Origin of the sequence: Pseudomonas sp. GM24 (assembly GCF_000282235.1) — a bacterium.
Lineage (GTDB): Bacteria > Pseudomonadota > Gammaproteobacteria > Pseudomonadales > Pseudomonadaceae > Aquipseudomonas.
Map to the genome: position 1 here is coordinate 1 of NZ_AKJR01000224.1, position 21,505 is coordinate 21,505.

The following is a 21,505-nucleotide window of genomic DNA, read 5'->3' on the forward strand; positions in this document are numbered from 1 at the left end:
AAAGATCGCAGCCTTCGGCAGCTCCTACATCGGGATCAGCGTTTCCCTGTAGGAGCTGCCGAAGGCTGCGATCTTTAGCTTCTGGTCTCAGAAATTATCCGGCGTGCGCGCCTTCTCCCGCGCATGCTCGCGGCTGATCAAGCCTTTGGCCACCAGATCCTTCAGGCACATGTCCAGTGTCTGCATCCCCAGCGACCCACCGGTCTGAATCGCCGAATACATCTGCGCGACCTTGTCCTCACGAATCAGGTTACGGATCGCCGACGTGCCCAGCATGATCTCGTGCGCCGCCACCCGTCCGCCGCCGATCTTCTTGATCAACGTCTGCGAGACCACCGCCAGTAACGACTCCGACAACATCGAACGCACCATCGACTTCTCGTCACCCGGGAACACATCCACGACACGGTCGATGGTTTTCGCTGCGGATGTGGTGTGCAAGGTGCCAAATACCAGATGCCCGGTTTCCGCAGCGGTCAGTGCCAGGCGAATGGTTTCCAGGTCACGCATCTCGCCGACCAGGATCACATCCGGGTCTTCACGTAGCGCCGAGCGCAAAGCGGTGGCGAAACTGCGGGTATCACGGTGAACTTCACGCTGATTGATCAGGCATTTGCGCGATTCGTGAACGAATTCGATCGGGTCTTCAATGGTCAGAATATGGTGATGACGGTGGGTGTTGAGGTAATCGATCATCGCCGCCAACGTGGTTGATTTGCCTGAACCGGTCGGCCCGGTGACCAGCACCAGCCCACGCGGCGCATCGGTGATCTTGCGAAAGACATCGCCCATGGCCAGGTCTTCCATGCTCAGCACTTTCGATGGGATGGTACGAAACACCGCCCCGGCACCACGGTTCTGGTTGAAGGCGTTGACCCGAAAACGTGCGACACCCGGAACTTCGAAGGAAAAGTCGGTTTCCAGATGTTTCTCGAAGTCGACGCGCTGGGTGTCGTTCATGATGTCGTAGATCAGTTCGTGCACTTGCTTGTGATCCAGCGCCGGCAGATTGATCCGCCGCACATCGCCATCGACACGGATCATCGGCGGCAGACCGGCCGACAGGTGCAGGTCGGAAGCGCCCTGTTTGGCGCTGAAGGCCAGCAATTCAGTGATATCCATAGCGCTCCTCAATTCCAGTAGAATGCCGCGAACCTTCAGACCGCCGGCGCCTCTTGATGTCCACGATAGCAGACAACATTTTCCACGTTGGTTCGCGCATCCAGACCGCGACCCAAGCCGCACACCGTCCTGAAAACAGCGTCCAGTTGCTCGCCGTGAGCAAAACCAAACCCGCCGAAGCGCTGCGCGAGGCGTATGCCGCCGGCCTGCGCGACTTTGGCGAGAACTACCTGCAGGAAGCCCTGGGCAAACAGCTCGAACTGGCCGACCTGCCCTTGATCTGGCACTTCATCGGCCCCATTCAATCGAACAAGACTCGGGCGATTGCCGAGCATTTCGATTGGGTGCATTCCGTGGATCGCCTGAAAATCGCTCAACGTCTGTCCGAACAGCGCCCGGCCGAGCTGCCGCCGCTGAACATCTGCATTCAGGTCAACGTCAGCGGTGAAGCCAGTAAATCCGGCTGCACCCCGGCTGATCTGCCGGCATTGGCCGAGGCCATCAACGCATTACCGCGCCTGAAATTGCGTGGCCTGATGGCGATTCCCGAGCCGACCGAAGATCGCGCCGAGCAAGACGCGGCCTTCGCCGCTGTACAGAAATTGCAGGCCAGCCTCGATCTGCCGCTCGACACACTGTCCATGGGCATGAGCCACGACCTCGAGTCGGCCATTGCCCAAGGCGCCACTTGGGTGCGTATCGGTACCGCCCTGTTTGGCGCCCGTGATTATTCCCAGTCTTGAACCATTCCAGATAAGGACCACACATGAGCAACACACGTATTGCGTTTATCGGTGCGGGCAACATGGCGGCCAGTCTGATTGGCGGCCTGCGCGCCAAGGGTCTGGAAGCCGGACAGATCCGCGCCAGCGACCCGGGTGAAGAAACCCGTGCCAAGGTCAGTGCCGAACACGGCATCGAAACTTTCGCCGACAATGCTCAGGCCATCGACGGCGTCGATGTGATCGTGCTGGCGGTCAAGCCGCAGGCTATGAAAGCCGTGTGCGAAGCCATTCGCCCAAGCCTGAAACCCAATCAATTGGTGGTGTCGATTGCTGCCGGTATCACCTGTGCCAGCATGACCGCGTGGCTCGGCGAGCAGCCGATCGTGCGCTGCATGCCCAATACCCCGGCGCTGCTGCGCCAGGGCGTCAGCGGCTTGTACGCGACCAGCGAAGTGACTGCCGAGCAGCGTCAGCAAGCCGAAGAGCTGCTGTCCGCCGTCGGCATCGCCCTGTGGCTGAATGAAGAACAGCAACTGGACGCCGTCACCGCCGTGTCCGGTTCCGGCCCTGCCTACTTCTTCCTGCTGATCGAAGCCATGACTGCCGCCGGCGTCAAACTCGGCCTGCCGAAAGACGTCGCAGAACAACTGACCCTGCAAACGGCGCTGGGCGCAGCGCACATGGCGGTTTCCAGCGATGTCGACGCCGCCGAACTGCGCCGTCGCGTGACCTCGCCAAACGGCACCACGGAAGCTGCAATCAAATCATTCCAGGCCAATGGCTTTGAAGCCCTGGTCGAAACCGCACTCGGCGCCGCCGCGCACCGCTCGGCCGAAATGGCCGAACAACTGGGCAAATAAGGAGCCTTACATGATTGGATTGAACACCGCAGCGGTTTACGTGCTGCAAACCCTCGGCAGTCTGTACCTGCTGATCGTGCTGCTGCGCTTCGTGCTGCAACTGGTACGGGCGAACTTCTACAACCCGCTGTGCCAGTTCATCGTCAAAGCGACCCAGCCACTGCTCAAGCCGCTGCGCCGGATTATCCCGAGCCTGTTCGGTCTGGACATGTCGTCGCTGGTGCTGGCGATTCTGGTGCAACTGGCGCTGATGGCGCTGACCCTGCTGCTGACTTACGGCACCACCGGCAACCCGCTGCAACTGTTTATCTGGTCGCTGATCGGCGTGACCGCGCTGTTCCTGAAGATCTTCTTCTTCGCCCTGATCATCAGCGTGATCCTCTCGTGGGTCGCGCCGGGCAGCCACAATCCGGGTGCTGAACTGGTCAACCAGATCTGCGAGCCGGCGCTGGCGCCGTTCCGCCGCTTCCTGCCGAATCTTGGCGGTCTGGACCTGTCGCCAATCTTCGCCTTCCTCGCGTTGAAGCTGATCGACATGCTGGTGATCAACAATCTGGCGGCGATGACGATGATGCCGGAAATCCTCCGTCTGCTGATGTGAGCTGGTTTCGATGGGACGGTGACGACTTGATCCTCGAGTGTCACCTGCAACCGGCAGCCCGTAGCGATGACTTCGCCGGGCTGCATGGGGATCGCTTGAAGATTCGCCTGACTGCGCCGCCGGTCGAGGGCAAGGCCAATGCTTATCTGATGGGTTTTCTGGCCAAGGCGTTTGGCGTTTCGAAGAGCCAGGTCAGTTTGCTCAGTGGTGAGTTGAACCGGCAAAAGCGGGTGAAGATCTGCTCGCCGAAGAAGTTGCCGGATTTGCCTGGGTTGGTTGGGCGCTTGTCTTGAGTTTTGCAGCGCCTGCGCCCCTCACCCCAGCCCTCTCCCCCTGGAGAGGGAGCCGATCTAGGGTGTTTTCGGAACCTGAGTTCAGCCCGGATAGATCAGGTCGGCGTAGCTCAAAAGAACACCTCGGTCGGTCCCCTCTACCTCTGGGAGAGGGCTAGGGTGAGGGCCGCTTGCCGCTAACCCCCCCGGTCTTTAGACTTACGCCTCATTTCAACGAGAGCAGGGTCGATGCCAACTGCCTTTCCCCCCGATTCTGTTGGTCTGGTGACGCCGCAAACCGCGCACTTCAGCGAACCGCTGGCGCTGGCCTGCGGCCGTTCGCTGGCCGCCTATGACCTGATCTACGAAACCTACGGCACGCTGAACGCGCAGGCGAGCAACGCCGTGCTGATTTGCCACGCCTTGTCCGGCCATCATCACGCCGCCGGCTACCACAGCGTCGACGACCGCAAACCCGGTTGGTGGGACAGCTGCATCGGCCCCGGCAAACCGATCGACACCAACAAGTTCTTCGTGGTCAGCCTGAATAATCTGGGCGGCTGCAATGGATCCACCGGCCCGAGCAGCATCAACCCTGAGACCGGCAAACCGTTCGGCGCCGATTTCCCGGTACTCACCGTGGAAGACTGGGTGCACAGCCAGGCGCGTCTCGCTGATCTGCTCGGCATCGGCCAGTGGGCAGCCGTGATCGGCGGCAGCCTCGGCGGCATGCAGGCGCTGCAATGGACCATCACTTACCCGGATCGCGTGCGTCATTGCCTGGCCATCGCCTCGGCACCGAAGCTGTCGGCGCAGAACATCGCCTTCAACGAAGTGGCGCGTCAGGCGATCCTCACGGACCCGGAATTCCACGGCGGTTCGTTCCAGGAAGCGGGTGTGATCCCCAAGCGCGGGCTAATGCTAGCGCGCATGGTCGGGCACATCACTTATCTGTCCGACGATTCCATGGGCGAGAAATTCGGCCGTGGCCTCAAGAGCGAGAAGCTCAACTACGACTTCCACAGCGTCGAGTTTCAGGTCGAAAGCTACCTGCGTTATCAGGGCGAAGAGTTCTCCGGACGCTTCGACGCCAACACCTATCTGTTGATGACCAAGGCACTGGATTACTTCGATCCGGCGGCGAACTTCGACGATAACCTGGCGAAAACCTTCGAGAACGCCACGGCCAAGTTCTGCGTGATGTCGTTCACCACCGACTGGCGTTTCTCCCCGGCCCGCTCGCGGGAACTGGTGGATGCGTTGATGGCGGCGCGCAAAGACGTCAGCTACCTGGAAATCGACGCACCGCAGGGCCACGACGCCTTCCTGATTCCGATCCCGCGCTACTTGCAGGCGTTCGGCAATTACATGAACCGCATCACGTTGTGAGAAAGCCATGAGAGCTGATCTGGAAATCATCCAGGAATGGATCCCCGCCGGCAGCCGCGTCCTCGACCTCGGTTGCGGTGACGGCGAGCTGCTGACCTGGCTGCGCGACAACAAGAACGTCACCGGTTATGGCCTGGAAAACGACGCTGACAACATTGCCCAGTGCGTGGCCAAAGGCGTCAACGTTATCGAGCAGGATCTGGACAAGGGGCTGGGCAACTTTGCCAGCAACAGTTTCGACATCGTCGTCATGACCCAGGCCCTGCAAGCCGTGCACTACCCGGACAAGATCCTCGACGAAATGCTCCGGGTCGGTCGCCAATGCATCATCACCTTCCCGAATTTTGGTCACTGGCGCTGCCGCTGGTACTTGGCGAGCAAGGGGCGCATGCCGGTCTCCGAGTTTTTGCCGTACACCTGGTACAACACACCGAACATTCACTTCTGCACCTTCGAAGACTTTGAAGAACTTTGCCGCGAACGTGATGCGAAGGTCATTGATCGGCTTGCCGTGGATCAACAGCACCGTCACGGGTGGGCCAGTAAGCTATGGCCTAATCTGTTAGGTGAGATCGGTATCTACCGCGTCAGCAGCCCGCAGCTTGCAGACCACAAAGTCGCGGTCTGAATCCCGTCATTTCGAGGAGCACGATCATGGGTCGTTTAGCGTTGTTGTTATTGACTGCCTGCCTGAGCGCCAGCGCTATGGCGGCCGACGTCATCAAGGGCGAACGAAAGGAAACCTTCGGCGACGTCACGGTGCACTACAACACTTTCAACTCGACGTTTCTGACGCCGGACATCGCCAAGGCTGCGGAACTGGTGCGCAGCAAGAATCAGGGCGTGATCAATGTCTCGGTGATCAAGGACGGCAAACCGCTGGTCGCCAACGTCACCGGCACGGTCAAAGACCTGACCAGCCAGAGCGTGCCGCTGAATTTCCGCCAGATCACCGAACAGGGCGCGATCTACTACATCGCCCAGTATCCGGTTGAGCAGCAGGAAACCCGCACCTTTGAGATCAAGGTGCAGAACGGCGACAAGATCAACACCATCAATTTCAACCAAGAACTCTTTCCCGGCGAATGATGAACATCAAGCAGCTCGTACTGGCCAGCCATAACGCCGGCAAACTCAAAGAACTCCAGGCCATGCTCGGCGAATCGGTGCAACTGCGCTCGATTGGCGAGTGGAGCAAGGTCGAGCCGGAAGAAACCGGTCTGTCGTTCGTCGAGAACGCCATTCTCAAGGCACGCAACGCCGCACGTATTTCCGGGCTGCCGGCGCTGGCCGACGACTCAGGGCTGGCGGTGGATTTCCTTGGCGGTGCACCGGGCATCTATTCGGCGCGCTATGCCGATGGCAAGGGCGATGCGGCGAACAACGCCAAACTGCTCGATGCGCTGAAGGACGTGCCGCAAGCCGAGCGCGGCGCGCAGTTCGTTTGCGTACTGGCGCTGGTACGTCACGCCGATGATCCGTTGCCGATCCTCTGCGAAGGCTTGTGGCACGGGCGCATCCTCACCGCTGCCAGCGGCGAACACGGTTTCGGTTATGACCCGCTGTTCTGGGTGCCGGAGCGTGACGTCTCCAGCGCCGAATTGAGCCCGGCCGACAAGAACCAGATCAGCCACCGCGCCCGTGCAATGGATCTGCTGCGCCAGCGTCTGGGCTTGAAATGACCGGTGATTCTTCCGCGTCGTCGCTGATTGTCGGCGGCGCCGCCTCTTCGCCTCGGGCGCCGTTGCCGACGCTGCCGCCCCTGGCGCTGTACATCCACATCCCGTGGTGTGTGCGCAAATGCCCGTATTGCGACTTCAACTCGCACACTGCCAGCCCGGTGTTGCCGGAGCAGGAGTACGTCGACGCCTTGCTGGCCGATCTCGATCAGGACCTGCACGCCGTGTACGGGCGTGAAATCAGTTCGATCTTTTTCGGTGGCGGCACGCCGAGCCTGTTCAGCGCCGAAGCCCTCGGGCGACTGCTGGAAGGCGTCGAGCAGCGCATTCCATTTGCTCATGACATCGAAATCACTCTGGAAGCCAATCCCGGCACCTTCGAGCAAGAGAAGTTCATCGCGTACCGCAAGCTGGGGATCAATCGCCTGTCAATTGGCATCCAGAGTTTCCAGCAGGAAAAGCTCAAGGCGCTTGGCCGGATTCACAACGGTGACGAAGCGGTGCGTGCTGCCGGCATGGCGCGTCAGGCCGGGTTCGATAACTTCAACCTCGACTTGATGCACGGCTTGCCGGATCAGTCGCTAGACGATGCCTTGAGCGATTTGCGCCAGGCTATCGAACTGAATCCGACGCACATCTCCTGGTATCAACTGACATTGGAACCGAACACCGTGTTCTGGAACCAGCCGCCGGTGCTGCCGGAGGACGACACGCTGTGGGACATTCAGGAAGCCGGGCAGGCGCTTTTGGCCGAGCACGGTTACGCGCAGTATGAAGTCTCGGCTTATGCCCAGGCCGGTCGGCCAGCGCGGCATAACCTCAATTACTGGAGCTTCGGCGACTTCATCGGCATCGGCGCGGGTGCGCACGGCAAGTTGAGTCATCCCGACGGACGCATCGTGCGTACCTGGAAGACCCGTCTGCCGAAGGACTATCTCAACCCGGCAAAAAGCTTCCAGGCTGGCGAAAAAGCGCTGACCAATGACGAGATGCCGTTTGAGTTTCTGATGAACGCTTTACGCCTGACCGCCGGCGTCGAGTCCCGTCTGTATCCGGAGCGCACCGGCCTGTCGCTGGAAAGCCTCGCCGAAGGCCGGGCCGCGGCAGAACAAAGCGGTCTGTTGCAGGTCGAACCGTCACGTCTGGCGGCCACCGAGCGCGGACAGCTGTTTCTCAACGACTTGCTGCAACAATTTCTGAACTGATTTCAGTGATAAGGGAAAACGCATGGATTTGATACTCGACCTGCTCGCCACCGTCTCCCGCTGGAGCCGCAGCAACCTCTCGGAAATCGCCCTGGCGCTGGTCGGCTGCCTGCTGGTGCTGTTCGGCGCCGACTTCAAAGGCTGGGTCGAGCAGCGCCTGGGCAGCATCGCCGGCGCCTTGCGCGTACCGCTGATGGCGCTGCTGTGCGTGATCGGCAGCGGTGCAGCGCTGATTTACGCCACGCCGTGGGTTATCAAGGGTTTGAGCCAGTTCAACAACTACAGCCTGGCGCCAGTCCTGCTGGTAGTCCTCGTTCTCATCGGCGTGGTCGCCGACCGCCGCTGATCTTTCGGCCGCTTTTGATCGTTCCCATGCTCCGCGTGGGAATGCCTCAATGGACGCTCTGCGTCCGCTGTGGGACGCAGAGCGTCCCGGGCAGCATTCCCACGCAGAGCGTGGAAATCATTGCGTGATGCTTAGGCGAGTTTTTCGAACTTCAGGTCCCAGACGCCATGGCCAAGACGTTCGCCGCGGCGTTCGAACTTGGTGATCGGGCGTTCGGCCGGGCGCGGTACGCATTTGCCGTCTTCGGCGAGGTTGCGATAACCCGGGGCGACGTTCATCACTTCCAGCATGTATTCGGCGTACGGTTCCCAGTCGGTAGCCATGTGCAGAATGCCGCCAACCTTCAACTTGCTGCGCACCAGTTCAGCGAACGACGCCTGAACGATACGACGCTTGTGGTGACGGCTCTTGTGCCACGGATCCGGGAAAAACAGCATCAGGCGATCGAGGCTATTGTCGGCGATGCAGCGGTTGAGCACCTCGATCGCGTCGCAATCGTAGACCCGCAGGTTGGTCAGGCCCTGAGTCAGCACGCCATTGAGCAGCGCGCCAACCCCCGGACGGTGAACCTCAACACCGATGAAATCCTGCTCCGGCGCCGCCGCGGCCATTTCCAGCAGCGAGTGGCCCATGCCGAAACCGATCTCCAGCGAGCGCGGTGCCGAACGGCCGAACACTTGATCGTAATCCACCGGCGCGTCAGCCAGCGGCAGCACGTACAGCGGCGCGCCCTGATCCAGACCGCGTTGCTGGCCTTCGGTCATGCGCCCGGCGCGCATCACGAAACTCTTGATGCGGCGGTGTTGGCGCTCGTCGCCCTCTTCCGTCTGGATAGGCGTGTCGTTCGATTCAGTCATCAATGGCTCTTACTTGATCAGACCATCCAGCGGCGAAGAGGCGCTGGCATAGAGTTTTTTCGGCATACGGCCAGCAAGGTAGGCCAGGCGGCCTGCAACGATGGCGTGTTTCATGGCTTCAGCCATCATCACCGGCTGCTGGGCGTGGGCGATGGCCGAGTTCATCAGCACCGCATCGCAACCCAGTTCCATGGCGATGGTCGCGTCGGACGCAGTGCCGACACCGGCATCGACCAACACAGGAATCTTGGCTTCTTCGAGGATGATCTGCAGGTTGTACGGGTTGCAGATCCCCAGACCGGAACCGATCAGACCGGCCAGCGGCATGACCGCGATGCAGCCGATTTCTGCCAGTTGACGGGCGATGATCGGGTCATCGCTGGTGTACACCATCACGTCGAAACCTTCCTTGACCAGCGTTTCCGCGGCCTTGAGGGTTTCGATCACGTTAGGAAACAGGGTTTTCTGGTCAGCCAGTACTTCCAGCTTCACCAGGTTGTGACCATCGAGCAGCTCACGGGCCAGGCGGCAAGTGCGCACGGCTTCGATGGCGTCGTAGCAGCCCGCAGTGTTCGGCAGGAAGGTGTAGCGCTCCGGCGACAGCACGTCGAGCAGGTTCGGCTCGCCTTCGATCTGGCCCAGGTTAGTGCGGCGTACGGCGAAGGTGACGATCTCGGCACCCGAGGCTTCGATGGCCTGACGGGTTTCTTCCATGTCACGGTACTTGCCGGTACCGACCAGCAAACGCGACTGGTAAGTACGACCGGCCAGAACAAAAGGCTTGTCGCTACGAACGATGCTCATGGGGAATCCTCTTTAGGGGTGAGGGTCTTGCAGAATTCTCTACCCTTGCGGGCCGGGCGATCAGCCGCCGCCGATGGCGTGCACCACTTCGACGTTGTCACCGTCATTGAGCGTGGTGCTGGCATGCTGGCTGCGCGGGACGATATCCAGATTGAGTTCGACTGCCACCCGGCGTCCGGTCAGTTCCAGACGGGTGATCAGGGCCGCAACAGTCTCGCCGTCGGGCAGTTCAAGGGATTCACCGTTCAACTGAATGCGCATGCGCAACGCCGCCATCATTTTTAGGGGCTGGCATTCTAGCCCGATCATGACCTAAAGGTCAGCACCAAGCGTCAAGCGGTTGGTTGCAGGCGCCAGGCGGCGAGGCCCAGGCAAACCCAACCGGCCAGAAATGCCAGACCGCCGAACGGAGTGATGATGCCGAGTTTGCTGATACCGGTGATGGTCAGCACGTACAGGCTACCGGAGAACAGCAGAATGCCCACGGTGAACGACACGCCGGCCCAAGCGACCAGCCGCCCCTGAATCTGCGTGGCCAACAGCGCCACTCCGAACAGTGCCAGGGTGTGCACCAGTTGATAAGTGACGCCGGTGTGGAAAATAGACAGATATTCAGGCGTCAGTCGGCTTTTCAGGCCATGGGCGGCGAATGCGCCCAACGCCACACCGGTGAAACCGAAAAAAGCGGCCAGCATCAAAAAGCCACGCAGCATTGGGAACTCCAGTCAGACGCGATCGGCAGGGTCTGTATAATGGCCCGCTCCACCGGTTCGGCCAAGCCATCTCTATGCTGCGTACTATTTTCCGTCGTCTCACGAAGGCCCTGCTCTGGTTCGCCGGCGGCAGTGTCTTGCTGGTGCTGGTGTTTCGCTTCGTGCCGCCGCCGGGCACGGCGTTGATGGTCGAGCGCAAGGTCGAATCCTGGGTCGATGGTGAGCCGATTGACCTGCAGCGCACATGGAAGCCGTGGGACGAGATCTCCGACGATCTCAAAGTGGCGGTCATGGCCGGTGAGGATCAGAAGTTTCCCGAGCATTGGGGTTTTGACTTCAGTGCGATCCAGGCCGCACTGGCGCACAACGAACTCGGCGGCTCGATTCGCGGCGCCAGCACCTTGAGCCAGCAAGTGTCGAAGAACCTGTTTCTGTGGGCCGGCCGCAGCTATCTGCGTAAAGGCCTGGAGGCCTGGTTTACCGCGCTGATCGAGGTGTTCTGGCCCAAGCAGCGGATTCTTGAGGTGTACCTGAACAGCGTCGAGTGGGATGACGGGGTGTTTGGCGCCGAAGCTGCGGCCCGCCATCACTTTGGCGTGAGCGCGAAGTCGTTGTCGCGGCAGCAGGCGAGTTATCTGGCGGCCGTTCTACCCAATCCGCGTGTCTGGAGTGCGAGTCATCCAACCGCTTATGTGTCGCGCCGGGCCGGGTGGATTCGGCAGCAGATGAGCCAGTTGGGTGGGGATAGTTATTTGCTTGGGCTGAATGATTCGCGGCGAGCACCGTGGTCTCGATAGCCAGTCAAGATTTTTCCAAACCCTAAAGATCCCTGTGGGAGCGGGCTTGCCCGCGATAGCGGTAGTTCAGCCACCATCTACATGACTGACCCGACGCCATCGCTGGCAAGCCAGCTCCCACAGGGATTGATGCTGCCCTGACATATGCGCATAAAAAAACGCCCCGATCATCGCTGATCGAGGCGTTTTTTATTGCCTGCTCGCCGGTTACGCGGCGATCGACAACTTGAGCTTGTTCATAGCGCTCTTCTCGAGCTGACGGATCCGCTCGGCCGACACGTTGTACTTCTGCGCCAGGTCGTGCAGCGTGGCTTTCTCTTCTGCCAGCCAGCGCTGGTAGAGGATGTCACGGCTGCGTTCGTCCAGCACTTCCAGTGCTTCGTGCAGGTTGCTGTTGGAGTTGTCGCTCCAGTCGGCATCTTCCAGTTGACGCGCCGGGTCGTACCGGTGGTCTTCCAGATAGTTGGCCGGCGACTGGAAAGCGCTGTCGTCGTCAGCTTCAGCAGCCGGGTCGAAGGCCATGTCATGGCCGGTCAGGCGACTTTCCATCTCGCGCACTTCACGCGGTTCAACACCAAGGCTTTCCGCCACACGGTGGACTTCCTCGTTGTTCAGCCACGCCAGACGTTTCTTCTGGCTGCGCAGGTTGAAGAACAGCTTGCGCTGGGCCTTGGTGGTCGCAACTTTCACAATGCGCCAGTTGCGCAGGATGAACTCGTGAATTTCCGCCTTGATCCAGTGCACGGCGAACGACACCAGACGCACACCCATTTCCGGGTTGAAGCGCTTCACGGCCTTCATCAGGCCGACGTTACCTTCCTGGATCAGGTCAGCCTGAGCCAGACCGTAGCCGGAATAGCTACGGGCGATATGTACGACAAAACGCAGGTGGGCGAGCACCATCTGCCGAGCCGCCCCCAAATCCTGCTCATAGTAGAGACTCTCGGCCAGTTCACGCTCCTGCTCCGGCGTCAGCAATGGAATGCTGTTGACGGTGTGCACGTAAGCTTCCAGGTTCGCACCCGGAACCAACGCATACGCAGGTTGCAAAGAATTGGTCATACGAAAAAACCTCCCACTTACATACTCGTGCCTCACGGCACTGCGAAAAATTGACCGGGAATTCAAGTACAAGTTCCCAAAAAAACCGCGAGGCCAATCACGCGCAAAAAAGATTCTACTTCGGCGCCAGCTCCCTGAGATGGCGTGCGACTGCAATCCATGCACCGATATAACCCAACAGCACCGCGCCAAGCAAGAGCGACAGACCGTCGGCAACTGGCACTCCGGCCAGCGCGAAATCACTGCCGTACAAGCCGGCCAGCCCAACCACCGCATCGTTCAGCCAGTTCAGGCCGAACGCCAATACACACCAGGACAGAAGCCCCGCACCGAAGCCATACAACGCACCCATATAAAGGAAAGGGCGACGCACATAACTGTCAGTGCCGCCGACGAGTTTAATCACTTCTATCTCGGTGCGGCGGTTTTCAATATGAAGACGAATGGTATTGCCTATCACCAAAAGTAATGCAGAAACCAGCAGCACTGTCAGACCGAAGACAAAACGATCGCCAAGCTTGAGGATGGCGGCCAGACGCTCGACCCAGACTAGATCAAGTTGCGCCTGTTGTACCTTGGGCAGTTCGGAAAGTTTTTGTCTTAATGCTTCCAGCGTTGGCTTGTCGACTTCATTCGGAGTGACCAGTACCACGCCCGGCAACGGGTTCTCCGGCAGCTCGCGCAGGGCTTCACCCAGTCCGGACTGTTGCTGGAACTCTTCCAGCGCCTGATCGCGGCCGACATATTCAGCATCAGCTACGCCGGGCATGCCTTTGATCTGTTCGCGCAACGACTCGCCCTGTTCCGGGCTCGCGTCGAGTTGCAGATACAGCGAGATCTGCGCCGCCCGCTGCCACGAACCACCAAGACGTTCGACGTTGTTGAGCAACAGCGAAAGCCCCATCGGCAGGCTCAGCGCCACGGCCATCACCATGCAGGTGAAGAAACTGCCAATCGGCTGCTTGCCGAGGCGACGCAGGCTGTCGAGCAGACTGGCGCGATGGCTTTCGACCCAGGCACGGAACAACGTGGCGAAATCCGGGCCATCGTCTTCGTCGTGCTTTTTCTTCTTCGGCGGCTGCGGATCGGCGGCCTTCGGGGCCACGCGTTCGGAAACCTTCGGACTGCGTGTTGCACTCATACCCCGGCCTCCCCGTCGCCGATCAATCGGCCACGTTGCAGGGTCAACATGCGGTGACGCATGCGCGCGATCAGCGCCAGGTCGTGACTGGCGATCAGCACGCTGGTGCCCAGACGGTTGATGTCTTCGAACACGCCCATGATTTCGGCCGCCAGACGCGGGTCGAGGTTACCGGTCGGTTCGTCCGCCAGCAGCAAGGCCGGGCGGTGCACGATGGCGCGGGCAATGCCGACGCGCTGTTGCTGACCGGTGGACAGGTCGCCCGGGTACAGATCGGTTTTATCCGACAGCGCCACGCGTTCCAGCGCCGAATCGACACGCTTGGCGATTTCGGCCTTGGACAAGCCAAGAATCTGCAGCGGCAAGGCGACGTTGTTGAACACCGTGCGATCGAACAGCAACTGGTGATTCTGGAATACCACACCGATCTGCCGGCGCAGGAACGGAATCTGCGCGTTGCTGATGGTGCTCAGGTCTTGCCCGGCCAGCAGCAGTTTGCCACTGGTCGGACGTTCCATCGCCAGCAACAGGCGCAACAACGTGGATTTACCGGCACCGGAGTGGCCGGTGACAAACAAGAACTCGCCACGACGGACTCGAAAGCTCAGCTCATGCAAGCCGACGTGACCGTTCGGGTAGCGTTTACCGACCTGTTCGAAACGAATCATGAACGCTCCCGCTCGGCAAACAGTGCCTGGACAAAGGGTTCGGCTTCAAAGGTACGCAAATCGTCGATGCCTTCACCGACGCCGATGTAGCGGATCGGCAGGCCAAACTGCTTGGCCAGGGCGAAGATCACCCCGCCCTTGGCGGTACCGTCGAGCTTGGTCAGCGCCAGGCCGGTCAGTTCGACGGTCTGGTTGAATTGCTTGGCCTGATTGATGGCGTTCTGGCCAGTACCGGCGTCGAGCACCAGCAGCACTTCGTGCGGCGCGTCAGCGTCGAGCTTGCCAATCACACGGCGAACCTTCTTCAGCTCTTCCATCAGGTTGTCTTTGGTGTGCAGACGACCGGCGGTGTCAGCGATCAAAACGTCGATGCCGCGGGCCTTGGCAGCCTGCACGGCGTCGAAGATCACCGAAGCCGAGTCGGCGCCGGTGTGCTGGGCGATCACCGGAATCTTGTTGCGCTCGCCCCAGACCTGCAATTGTTCCACAGCGGCGGCGCGGAAGGTGTCACCGGCGGCAAGCATGACTTTCTTGCCTTCCAGTTGCAGCTTCTTCGCCAGTTTGCCGATGGTGGTGGTCTTGCCGGCGCCGTTGACGCCGACTACCAGAATCACGAAAGGCTTGTTCTGCGAGGCGATTTTCAGCGGTTGTTCGACCGGTTTGAGCATCGCGGCCAGTTCGGCCTGCAGGGATTTGTACAGCGCGTCGGCGTCGGCCAGCTCTTTGCGCGCGACCTTCTGGGTCAGACGCTGGATGATTTGCGTGGTGGCTTCGACACCCACGTCGGCGGTGAGCAGACGGGTTTCGAGGTCATCGAGCAGATCGTCATCGATGGTTTTGCGGCCGAGGAACAGGCTGGCCATGCCCTCGCCGATGCTGGCGCTGGTTTTCGACAAACCTTGCTTGAGGCGGGCGAAGAAACCGGCTTTGGTTTCTTCGGTGCGCGGGGCTTCGACCGGGGCCTCGGCAACCACTTCGACTGGAGTAACAGGAGCAGCGACAACCGGTGCAGGTGCAGGTGCAGGTGCAGGTGCAGGCTCGGGCTCTTGGACAACTGGCGCAACAAACACGGGCGCAACAGGCTCGACAACAACCGGCGCAGGCACAACTACCGGCTCAACCACCGGCACCGGAGCAACCTCTGCAACGAATGCAGCAGGCGCAGGAATGTCTGGGGTGATGTGCGGCGCTGCCTCTTCAACCAATGCCACTGGCTCTTCCGCCACTGGCAAAGTCAACCATGGCTCAGCCGCCGGGGTCAGCGGCAATTCCGCCGCTACAGGCGCTTCAGGCTCGGGTTCTGGCTCAACCGGTTGCAACACCGGCTCGGCAATCGGCAGAACGATCGGTGCCGGCTCTTCTTCTATAACCGGAGCAGGCTCAGGAATCGCGGGCGGCTGTTCGACGACGGGTTCCTGCGGTTTCTTACGCAGCCATCCGAACAGGCTTTTCTTCTCGCCAGCCGCAGCTGGGGTCTTCTTGTCGTCGTTGGAACCAAACATGGAGGACGGCTATCTCACGGTAGCGACGCGCCATAAGGGCGCCCCGGCAAATAAATATTCGATGCAGAACAGACTGTGTTTCATCCAGCTTGTTCACGCGCAACATTTTGTCGAGGCGCCACAGGCACCTCAAAGGTCGATTAATACGAAGGACTGGAACGGCATCGTCGGCGAAAACGCAGAGTTTAGCTGACAAACTCAAAGCTTCTTCCGGGAACCCATACAACCTATCGACCGATCAGTGGCTTGATAGGCGTGGCCGCCAGTAAAACGGATCAGTATCCTAGCACCTCCTCGCCCGCCTAGGCTAAGACCAAGCGGGCAGCCCAACAGGTTAAAAAACGAATGAATGCTCTAGCCCGCCGCGCTGCAGGCCTGCTGCTCAGCACAGTCTGCCTGCCCCTTTCGGCCCTGGCGGCCGACCCGCAACCGACCCACGAATTCACCCTCGACAACGGCCTCAAGGTCGTCGTGCGCGAAGACCATCGCGCGCCGGTGGTGGTGTCGCAGGTCTGGTACAAGGTCGGCTCCAGCTACGAAACCCCGGGCCAGACCGGTCTGTCCCACGCGCTTGAGCACATGATGTTCAAGGGCAGCGAGAAAGTCGGTCCCGGCGAAGCCTCTTTGATCCTGCGCGACTTGGGCGCCGAAGAGAACGCTTTCACCAGCGACGACTTCACCGCTTATTACCAAGTGTTGGCGCGCGACCGTCTGGGCGTAGCCTTCGAACTGGAAGCCGACCGCATGGCCAATCTGCGCCTGCCGGCCGACGAGTTCGCCAAGGAAATCGAAGTCATCAAGGAAGAGCGCCGCTTGCGCACCGATGACAAGCCAATGTCCAAAGCCTACGAGCGCTACAAGGCCATGGCCTACCCGGCCAGCGGCTACCACACGCCGACCATTGGCTGGATGGCCGACCTCGACCGCATGAAGGTCGAAGAGCTGCGCCACTGGTACCAATCCTGGTACGTGCCGAACAACGCCACACTGGTGGTGGTCGGCGACGTGACCCCGGACGAAGTGAAAACCCTCGCCCAGCGCTATTTCGGCCCGATCGCCAAGCGCGACGTGCCACCGGCGAAAAAACCACTGGAACTGGCCGAGCCCGGCGAACGCCAGATCACCCTGCACGTGCAGACTCAGTTGCCTAGCTTGATGCTCGGTTTCAACGTGCCAAGCATTGCGACGGCTGAAGACAAACGCTCGGTCAACGCCTTGCGCCTGATCTCGGCCCTGCTCGACGGCGGTTACAGCGGGCGCATCCCGACGCAACTGGAGCGCGGCGAAGAACTGGTCTCCGGCGGTTCGTCGAGCTACGACGCCTACACCCGTGGCGACAGCCTGTTCACCCTCTCGGCAACGCCGAACACGCAGAAGAAAAAGACCATCGCGCAAGCCGAGGCCGGTCTGTGGAAGTTGCTGGAGCAGCTGAAAACCACCGCGCCGTCCGCCGAAGAACTCGAGCGCGTACGTGCACAAGTGATCGCCGGTCTGGTGTTCGAACGTGATTCGATCACCAGCCAGGCCACCGCCATCGGCCAACTCGAGACCGTAGGCCTGTCGTGGAAACTGATGGACACCGAACTCGCCGATCTGGAAAGCGTGACCCCGCAAGACATTCAGAACGCCGCAAAGCTGTATTTCACCCGCGAACGTCTCAGCGTCGCCCACGTCCTGCCACTGGAGACGACTCATGAGTAAGCGCAAATCCCCACGCCTGCTGCTCGGCCTGATCGCCGTGGCGGTGATTGGCTCTGCCGCGTTCTACCTGTCGCCGGGCGCTGACAGCAATGCCAGCGAAGCCCTCGACAACGCCAAGTCCAGCCAGAAGCTGCAATCGCTGGCCGAACTCGACGGCAAGGCCCCGGCCAGCCGCAAACTCGACGTGCAAACCTGGAACACCGCCGCAGGCGCCAAAGTGCTGTTCGTCGAAGCCCATGAGCTACCGATGTTCGACATGCGCCTGATCTTCGCCGCCGGCAGCAGCCAGGACGGCAGCGCATCGGGTTTGGCGGTACTGACCAACGCGATGCTCAACGAAGGTGTTGCCGGTAAAGACGTCGGCGCCATCGCTCAGGGCTTTGAAGGTCTGGGGGCGGATTTCGGCAACGGTGCGTTCAAGGACATGGCGTTGGCCTCGCTGCGCAGCCTGAGTGCTGCCGACAAACGCGAACCGGCCTTGAAGCTGTTCTCGGAAGTGGTCGGTAAACCGACCTTCCCGGCCGACTCCTTCGCGCGTATCAAGAACCAGATGCTCGCCGGTTTCGAATACCAGAAACAGAACCCCGGCAAACTCGCCAGCCTTGAGCTGATGAAGCGTCTTTATGGCGACCACCCGTACGCGCATTCGAGTGACGGCAATCCACAGAGCGTGCCGAAGATTACCCTTGCGCAGTTGCGTGAGTTCCACGCCAAGGCCTACGCCGCTGGCAACGTGGTCATCGCGCTGGTCGGTGATCTGTCGCGCGCGGAAGCCGAGGCGATTGCCAATCAGGTCTCCTCGGCCCTGCCCAAAGGCCCGGCGCTGGCGAAAATCGCTCAGCCGCAGGAACCGAAAGCCAGCGTCAACCACATCGAGTTTCCGTCGAAGCAAACCAACCTGATGCTCGCGCAACTGGGCATCGACCGTGACGATCCGGATTACGCGGCGCTGTCGATGGGCAACCAGATCCTCGGTGGTGGCGGTTTCGGCACGCGCCTGATGAGCGAAGTGCGTGAGAAACGCGGCCTGACCTACGGCGTGTACTCGGCATTCAGCCCGATGCAGGCACGTGGCCCGTTCATGATCAACCTGCAGACCCGCGCAGAAATGAGCGAAGGCACCCTGAAACTGGTGCAGGACGTGCTCGCCGACTATCTGAAAACCGGGCCGACGCAGAAAGAACTCGATGACGCCAAACGCGAACTGGCCGGCAGCTTCCCGCTGTCCACCGCGAGCAATGCCGATATCGTCGGCCAACTTGGCGCGATGGGCTTCTATAATCTGCCGCTGAGCTATCTGGATGATTTCATGCGTCAGTCGCAAAGCCTGACCGTGGAACAAGTCCGCGACGCCCTGAACAAACACCTGAGCACGGACAAAATGGTCATCGTCACCGCTGGCCCGACCGTGCCGCAAAAGCCGTTACCGGCCCCATCTGATAAACCTGCCGAGCAACCGCTCGGGGTTCCGGAGCATTAATGGCAACTCGTTCCCCTAAAAAGCCTGCGCACAACGTCCACAACGGTGTGAACCAGTTGCGCATCATTGGCGGCCAATGGCGCAGCCGCAAGCTGAGCTTCCCCGATGCGCCGGGCCTGCGCCCGACGCCGGACCGCGTGCGTGAAACCCTGTTCAACTGGCTCGCGCCGTATGTTGAAGGGGCCAAGGTACTCGATCCGTTCGCCGGCAGCGGCGCGCTGTTTCTCGAAGCGCTGTCCCGTGGCGCGGCCATGGGCCAGGCACTGGATGCCAGCAACATTGCGGTGTCCAGCCTGAAAGAACACCTCGGTACCCTGCGCTGCACCAACGGCCAGGTGCAGACTGCCGACGCCCTGCGTTATCTGGAAACCCAGACCGCCAGCGCGTACGACCTGGTGTTCCTCGATCCGCCGTTCAACCAGAACCTGCTGCCTGCCGTCTGCACCTTGCTCGAAGAGCGTCAGTGGCTGGCGCCGGACTCGTGGATCTACACTGAAAGCGAAACGGCGCCATCGACGCTGGGCCTGCCGGGCAACTGGCGCCTGCACCGCGAACAGAAATCCGGCCGGGTTTACTACGCGCTGTGGCAACGTACGGCAGAGATCGCCGGTTAATCGACCGGTCTGAATAGGCGGCGCCCCTTCCAACAGGGTCGCCGCTCTGCATCGAGAATCATCGTGTCCACCTCTTCAGAACGCTTCACCCCCGCCCTCGGCCTCGGCAATCCGCACCTGCAAACCTTGTGGGGGCCGCTGTGGCGCAAAACCGTACATATCGAGCGTGAACGTGAACGCCTGTGGCTCGAGGATGGCGACTTCCTTGACCTCGACTGGCACGGCCCGCACACCGCCGATGCGCCCCTGGTGTTGGTACTGCACGGCCTGACCGGCTCCTCCAATTCGCCTTACGTCGCCGGTATCCAGAAGGCGCTGGCCGATCAAGGCTGGGCCAGCGTGGCGCTGAACTGGCGTGGCTGTTCCGGTGAACCGAATCTGCTCCCGCGCAGTTATCACTCCGGCGCCAGCGAAGACCTCGCCGAGACTATCAAGCACCTGCGCGCCAAACGACCATTGGCACCGTTGTATGCCGTCGGCTACTCCCTGGGCGGCAACGTGCTGCTCAAACATCTTGGGGAAACCGGCAGCGCCAGCGGTGTGCTCGGTGCAGTCGCAGTGTCGGTGCCGTTTCGCCTCGACCAATGCGCCGACCGCATCGGCCAGGGATTTTCCAAGGTCTATCAGGCGCACTTCATGCGCGAGATGGTCGCTTACATCAAGAACAAGCAACGGCAGTTTCAGCATGACGGTCGCGAAGACGGACTCGCCGCGCTGGCAGCCCTCGGCTCGCTGGAAAACATGCGCACGTTCTGGGATTTCGATGGCCGGGTAACCGCGCCGTTGCACGGTTTCAATGATGCCGAGGATTACTATCGCCGCGCTTCAAGCCGCTACTTCCTCGGTGAGATCCGCACGCCGACCCTGATCATTCAGGCGGCGGACGATCCGTTCGTGTTCCCGCACAGCTTGCCGCAAGCCAGTGAGCTGTCGGCGTCGACCGCTTTCGAATTGCAGGCACGCGGCGGGCATGTCGGCTTTGTCGACGGCTCGCTACGTCAGCCTGGTTATTACCTGGAACGACGCATCCCGCAGTGGCTGGCCAGCGTGCCCGCATGAGCGATCAGGGCGAGTCGATCCGCTTCTGGCAAACCGCGCCGCTGGCCGGGGTCGAGTTGTTGTCGGCGCGCTACATCGAGCAGCGCTTCGCCCCGCATGTGCACGACGGATTCGTGATCGGCATGATCATGGCCGGTGCCCAGCGTTATCGCTATCGCGGCGCCGAGCATCTGGCTGGCAGCGGCACGCTGGTGTTGATCAATCCGGACGAATTGCATACCGGGCACAAAGGCACTGAGGACGGCTGGCTGTATCGGGCGTTTTATCCCGATACTTCACAGATCGTTTCGTTGCTGGATGAGCTGGAGCTGTCCACCACGAGTCTGCCGGCGTTCGGCGCCACGCTGTATCGCGATGCGGATCTGGTCAACGGCTTTGCGCAATTGCACCGCTTGCTGGAAAGCCCGGCGACCGCGCTGCAACAGCAAACGGTGTGGCGCGAGATGATGTTGCTGCTGTTGCAGCGCCATGCGGCTGTGCCGGTCCCTGGACGAGCCGGCAAGGAACACCGCGCAGTGCTGTTGGGCAAAGAATTGCTGCACGCACAACTGGCGGCGCCACCATCACTGGAAGAGCTCGCGGCGGCGGTCAATCTGTCGCCGTTCCATTTCGCCCGGGTGTTTCGCCGCGCCACCGGCATGCCGCCGCATACCTGGCTGATGCAGCAACGTATCGCCCAGGCGCGTGCACTGTTGCAACACGGCTGCCTGCCGGTGGAAGTCGCCACACAATTGGGGTTTGCCGACCAGAGCCACTTGAGCCGGCAGTTCAAGCAGGCTTATGGCGTCGGGCCCGCCGCCTACCGTAACGCCCGGATGGAAAGCTAAAAGATCGCAGCCTTCGGCAGCTCCTACAGGGAAATGCATTCCAATGCAGGAGCTGCCGAAGGCTGCGATCTTTTGATCTTG

The 21,505-nt window shown here is 60.8% G+C and carries 26 protein-coding genes; 17 read left to right on the top strand and 9 right to left on the bottom strand.

The window, feature by feature from the left end; genetic code table 11:
* Positions 1-87 precede the first annotated feature (87 nt).
* Entirely contained in the window at positions 88-1,122 is a 1,035-nt protein-coding gene (locus tag PMI23_RS24255) for a type IV pilus twitching motility protein PilT (protein WP_007913646.1), read from the bottom strand.
* Positions 1,123-1,178: 56 nt separating this feature from the next.
* Between PMI23_RS24255 and PMI23_RS24260 the strand changes: the two genes are divergently transcribed.
* The 10 genes from PMI23_RS24260 (at position 1,179) to PMI23_RS24305 (ending at position 8,199) form a co-directional block, all read left to right on the top strand.
* Positions 1,179-1,865, top strand: a complete 687-nt coding sequence (locus PMI23_RS24260; RefSeq protein ID WP_007913645.1) for a YggS family pyridoxal phosphate-dependent enzyme — start codon at positions 1,179-1,181, stop codon at positions 1,863-1,865.
* A 23-nt stretch (positions 1,866-1,888) separates the two neighbouring features.
* On the top strand, positions 1,889-2,707 hold the full coding sequence (proC, locus tag PMI23_RS24265) for a pyrroline-5-carboxylate reductase (RefSeq protein ID WP_007913644.1): 819 nt from the start codon (positions 1,889-1,891) through the stop codon (positions 2,705-2,707).
* A gap of 10 nt (positions 2,708-2,717) precedes the next feature.
* On the top strand, positions 2,718-3,308 hold the full coding sequence (locus PMI23_RS24270) for a YggT family protein (RefSeq protein WP_007913643.1): 591 nt from the start codon (positions 2,718-2,720) through the stop codon (positions 3,306-3,308).
* On the top strand, positions 3,305-3,601 hold the full coding sequence (locus PMI23_RS24275; protein WP_007913642.1) for a DUF167 domain-containing protein: 297 nt from the start codon (positions 3,305-3,307) through the stop codon (positions 3,599-3,601). Before PMI23_RS24270 ends, PMI23_RS24275 begins: the two co-directional genes overlap by 4 nt.
* 228 nt (positions 3,602-3,829) lie before the next feature.
* The gene (metX, locus tag PMI23_RS24280; protein WP_007913641.1) at positions 3,830-4,969 is read left to right on the top strand and encodes a homoserine O-succinyltransferase MetX; all 1,140 of its coding nucleotides are present in this window, start codon (positions 3,830-3,832) and stop codon (positions 4,967-4,969) included.
* Positions 4,970-4,976: 7 nt separating this feature from the next.
* On the top strand, positions 4,977-5,597 hold the full coding sequence (metW, locus tag PMI23_RS24285) for a methionine biosynthesis protein MetW (protein ID WP_007913638.1): 621 nt from the start codon (positions 4,977-4,979) through the stop codon (positions 5,595-5,597).
* A 26-nt stretch (positions 5,598-5,623) separates the two neighbouring features.
* Positions 5,624-6,058: a DUF4426 domain-containing protein gene (locus PMI23_RS24290; protein ID WP_007913636.1), complete on the top strand. Its 435-nt coding sequence runs from the start codon at positions 5,624-5,626 to the stop codon at positions 6,056-6,058.
* Complete coding sequence (gene rdgB / locus PMI23_RS24295) at positions 6,055-6,651, top strand: RdgB/HAM1 family non-canonical purine NTP pyrophosphatase (protein WP_007913634.1); 597 nt, start codon at positions 6,055-6,057, stop codon at positions 6,649-6,651. Before PMI23_RS24290 ends, rdgB begins: the two co-directional genes overlap by 4 nt.
* Complete coding sequence (hemW, locus tag PMI23_RS24300) at positions 6,648-7,853, top strand: radical SAM family heme chaperone HemW (RefSeq protein WP_007913631.1); 1,206 nt, start codon at positions 6,648-6,650, stop codon at positions 7,851-7,853. Before rdgB ends, hemW begins: the two co-directional genes overlap by 4 nt.
* 22 nt (positions 7,854-7,875) lie before the next feature.
* The gene (locus PMI23_RS24305) at positions 7,876-8,199 is read left to right on the top strand and encodes a DUF3392 domain-containing protein (protein WP_007913629.1); all 324 of its coding nucleotides are present in this window, start codon (positions 7,876-7,878) and stop codon (positions 8,197-8,199) included.
* Positions 8,200-8,330: 131 nt separating this feature from the next.
* Here the strand turns inward: PMI23_RS24305 and trmB are convergent, their stop codons facing one another.
* From trmB to PMI23_RS24325, 4 genes are all read right to left on the bottom strand, one after another.
* Positions 8,331-9,056 carry a tRNA (guanosine(46)-N7)-methyltransferase TrmB gene (gene trmB, locus PMI23_RS24310; RefSeq protein WP_007913622.1) on the bottom strand — a complete coding sequence of 242 codons (726 nt, stop codon included), beginning with the start codon at positions 9,054-9,056 and terminating at the stop codon, positions 8,331-8,333.
* A gap of 9 nt (positions 9,057-9,065) precedes the next feature.
* Positions 9,066-9,860, bottom strand: coding sequence for a thiazole synthase (locus tag PMI23_RS24315; protein WP_007913621.1), 795 nt, complete (start codon positions 9,858-9,860; stop codon positions 9,066-9,068).
* Between the two features lie 60 nt (positions 9,861-9,920).
* Positions 9,921-10,121, bottom strand: a complete 201-nt coding sequence (gene thiS, locus PMI23_RS24320) for a sulfur carrier protein ThiS (RefSeq protein WP_123454333.1) — start codon at positions 10,119-10,121, stop codon at positions 9,921-9,923.
* 71 nt (positions 10,122-10,192) lie between these two features.
* Positions 10,193-10,573, bottom strand: a complete 381-nt coding sequence (locus tag PMI23_RS24325) for a DUF423 domain-containing protein (protein ID WP_007950170.1) — start codon at positions 10,571-10,573, stop codon at positions 10,193-10,195.
* 74 nt (positions 10,574-10,647) lie between these two features.
* On the opposite strand from PMI23_RS24325, the gene mtgA reads away from it, so the two are divergent.
* A complete protein-coding gene (gene mtgA, locus PMI23_RS24330; RefSeq protein ID WP_007913618.1) occupies positions 10,648-11,370 on the top strand; it encodes a monofunctional biosynthetic peptidoglycan transglycosylase in 723 nt (240 codons plus the stop codon).
* 207 nt (positions 11,371-11,577) lie between these two features.
* On the opposite strand, the gene rpoH is transcribed toward mtgA, so the two are convergent.
* The 4 genes from rpoH to ftsY all read right to left on the bottom strand — a co-directional run bounded on the left by rpoH (position 11,578) and on the right by ftsY (position 15,743).
* Positions 11,578-12,432, bottom strand: a complete 855-nt coding sequence (gene rpoH, locus PMI23_RS24335) for an RNA polymerase sigma factor RpoH (protein WP_007913617.1) — start codon at positions 12,430-12,432, stop codon at positions 11,578-11,580.
* 115 nt (positions 12,433-12,547) lie between these two features.
* On the bottom strand, positions 12,548-13,573 hold the full coding sequence (gene ftsX, locus PMI23_RS24340) for a permease-like cell division protein FtsX (RefSeq protein WP_007913616.1): 1,026 nt from the start codon (positions 13,571-13,573) through the stop codon (positions 12,548-12,550).
* Positions 13,570-14,241, bottom strand: coding sequence for a cell division ATP-binding protein FtsE (gene ftsE, locus PMI23_RS24345; protein ID WP_003229148.1), 672 nt, complete (start codon positions 14,239-14,241; stop codon positions 13,570-13,572). The genes ftsX and ftsE overlap by 4 nt, the downstream gene beginning before the upstream one ends.
* Positions 14,238-15,743 carry a signal recognition particle-docking protein FtsY gene (gene ftsY, locus PMI23_RS24350; RefSeq protein WP_007913614.1) on the bottom strand — a complete coding sequence of 502 codons (1,506 nt, stop codon included), beginning with the start codon at positions 15,741-15,743 and terminating at the stop codon, positions 14,238-14,240. Before ftsY ends, ftsE begins: the two co-directional genes overlap by 4 nt.
* Between ftsY and PMI23_RS24355 the strand changes: the two genes are divergently transcribed.
* From PMI23_RS24355 to PMI23_RS24380, 6 genes are all read left to right on the top strand, one after another.
* Positions 15,742-15,936: a hypothetical protein gene (locus PMI23_RS24355; RefSeq protein WP_025112092.1), complete on the top strand. Its 195-nt coding sequence runs from the start codon at positions 15,742-15,744 to the stop codon at positions 15,934-15,936. The two genes, ftsY and PMI23_RS24355, sit on opposite strands and share 2 nt — an antisense overlap.
* A 152-nt stretch (positions 15,937-16,088) precedes the next feature.
* Positions 16,089-17,444, top strand: coding sequence for a M16 family metallopeptidase (locus PMI23_RS24360; protein WP_007913612.1), 1,356 nt, complete (start codon positions 16,089-16,091; stop codon positions 17,442-17,444).
* Positions 17,437-18,924: a M16 family metallopeptidase gene (locus PMI23_RS24365; RefSeq protein ID WP_007913610.1), complete on the top strand. Its 1,488-nt coding sequence runs from the start codon at positions 17,437-17,439 to the stop codon at positions 18,922-18,924. Before PMI23_RS24360 ends, PMI23_RS24365 begins: the two co-directional genes overlap by 8 nt.
* Complete coding sequence (gene rsmD, locus PMI23_RS24370; RefSeq protein ID WP_007913608.1) at positions 18,924-19,538, top strand: 16S rRNA (guanine(966)-N(2))-methyltransferase RsmD; 615 nt, start codon at positions 18,924-18,926, stop codon at positions 19,536-19,538. The genes PMI23_RS24365 and rsmD overlap by 1 nt, the downstream gene beginning before the upstream one ends.
* Positions 19,539-19,601: 63 nt before the next feature.
* Positions 19,602-20,597 (top strand): hydrolase, encoded by a 996-nt coding sequence (locus PMI23_RS24375; protein WP_007913606.1) that lies wholly within the window; start codon positions 19,602-19,604, stop codon positions 20,595-20,597.
* Complete coding sequence (locus PMI23_RS24380; protein ID WP_007913603.1) at positions 20,594-21,424, top strand: AraC family transcriptional regulator; 831 nt, start codon at positions 20,594-20,596, stop codon at positions 21,422-21,424. The genes PMI23_RS24375 and PMI23_RS24380 overlap by 4 nt, the downstream gene beginning before the upstream one ends.
* Positions 21,425-21,505: the final 81 nt, after the last annotated feature.

Excerpts from the sequence above, each read along its gene's own strand:
- PMI23_RS24270 (WP_007913643.1), top strand. The coding sequence starts at position 2,718 with ATGATTGGATTGAACACCGCAGCGGTTTACGTGCTGCAAACCCTCGGC.
- trmB (WP_007913622.1), bottom strand. The coding sequence starts at position 9,056 with ATGACTGAATCGAACGACACGCCTATCCAGACGGAAGAGGGCGACGAG.
- PMI23_RS24255 (WP_007913646.1), bottom strand. The coding sequence starts at position 1,122 with ATGGATATCACTGAATTGCTGGCCTTCAGCGCCAAACAGGGCGCTTCC.
- PMI23_RS24355 (WP_025112092.1), top strand. The coding sequence starts at position 15,742 with ATGGAGGACGGCTATCTCACGGTAGCGACGCGCCATAAGGGCGCCCCG.
- metX (WP_007913641.1), top strand. The coding sequence starts at position 3,830 with ATGCCAACTGCCTTTCCCCCCGATTCTGTTGGTCTGGTGACGCCGCAA.
- PMI23_RS24325 (WP_007950170.1), bottom strand. The coding sequence starts at position 10,573 with ATGCTGCGTGGCTTTTTGATGCTGGCCGCTTTTTTCGGTTTCACCGGT.
- proC (WP_007913644.1), top strand. The coding sequence starts at position 1,889 with ATGAGCAACACACGTATTGCGTTTATCGGTGCGGGCAACATGGCGGCC.
- PMI23_RS24380 (WP_007913603.1), top strand. The coding sequence starts at position 20,594 with ATGAGCGATCAGGGCGAGTCGATCCGCTTCTGGCAAACCGCGCCGCTG.
- rsmD (WP_007913608.1), top strand. The coding sequence starts at position 18,924 with ATGGCAACTCGTTCCCCTAAAAAGCCTGCGCACAACGTCCACAACGGT.
- PMI23_RS24305 (WP_007913629.1), top strand. The coding sequence starts at position 7,876 with ATGGATTTGATACTCGACCTGCTCGCCACCGTCTCCCGCTGGAGCCGC.
- PMI23_RS24315 (WP_007913621.1), bottom strand. The coding sequence starts at position 9,860 with ATGAGCATCGTTCGTAGCGACAAGCCTTTTGTTCTGGCCGGTCGTACT.
- rdgB (WP_007913634.1), top strand. The coding sequence starts at position 6,055 with ATGATGAACATCAAGCAGCTCGTACTGGCCAGCCATAACGCCGGCAAA.
- ftsY (WP_007913614.1), bottom strand. The coding sequence starts at position 15,743 with ATGTTTGGTTCCAACGACGACAAGAAGACCCCAGCTGCGGCTGGCGAG.
- mtgA (WP_007913618.1), top strand. The coding sequence starts at position 10,648 with ATGCTGCGTACTATTTTCCGTCGTCTCACGAAGGCCCTGCTCTGGTTC.
- PMI23_RS24290 (WP_007913636.1), top strand. The coding sequence starts at position 5,624 with ATGGGTCGTTTAGCGTTGTTGTTATTGACTGCCTGCCTGAGCGCCAGC.
- ftsX (WP_007913616.1), bottom strand. The coding sequence starts at position 13,573 with ATGAGTGCAACACGCAGTCCGAAGGTTTCCGAACGCGTGGCCCCGAAG.
- rpoH (WP_007913617.1), bottom strand. The coding sequence starts at position 12,432 with ATGACCAATTCTTTGCAACCTGCGTATGCGTTGGTTCCGGGTGCGAAC.
- PMI23_RS24360 (WP_007913612.1), top strand. The coding sequence starts at position 16,089 with ATGAATGCTCTAGCCCGCCGCGCTGCAGGCCTGCTGCTCAGCACAGTC.
- PMI23_RS24260 (WP_007913645.1), top strand. The coding sequence starts at position 1,179 with ATGTCCACGATAGCAGACAACATTTTCCACGTTGGTTCGCGCATCCAG.
- thiS (WP_123454333.1), bottom strand. The coding sequence starts at position 10,121 with ATGCGCATTCAGTTGAACGGTGAATCCCTTGAACTGCCCGACGGCGAG.
- PMI23_RS24365 (WP_007913610.1), top strand. The coding sequence starts at position 17,437 with ATGAGTAAGCGCAAATCCCCACGCCTGCTGCTCGGCCTGATCGCCGTG.
- hemW (WP_007913631.1), top strand. The coding sequence starts at position 6,648 with ATGACCGGTGATTCTTCCGCGTCGTCGCTGATTGTCGGCGGCGCCGCC.
- ftsE (WP_003229148.1), bottom strand. The coding sequence starts at position 14,241 with ATGATTCGTTTCGAACAGGTCGGTAAACGCTACCCGAACGGTCACGTC.
- metW (WP_007913638.1), top strand. The coding sequence starts at position 4,977 with ATGAGAGCTGATCTGGAAATCATCCAGGAATGGATCCCCGCCGGCAGC.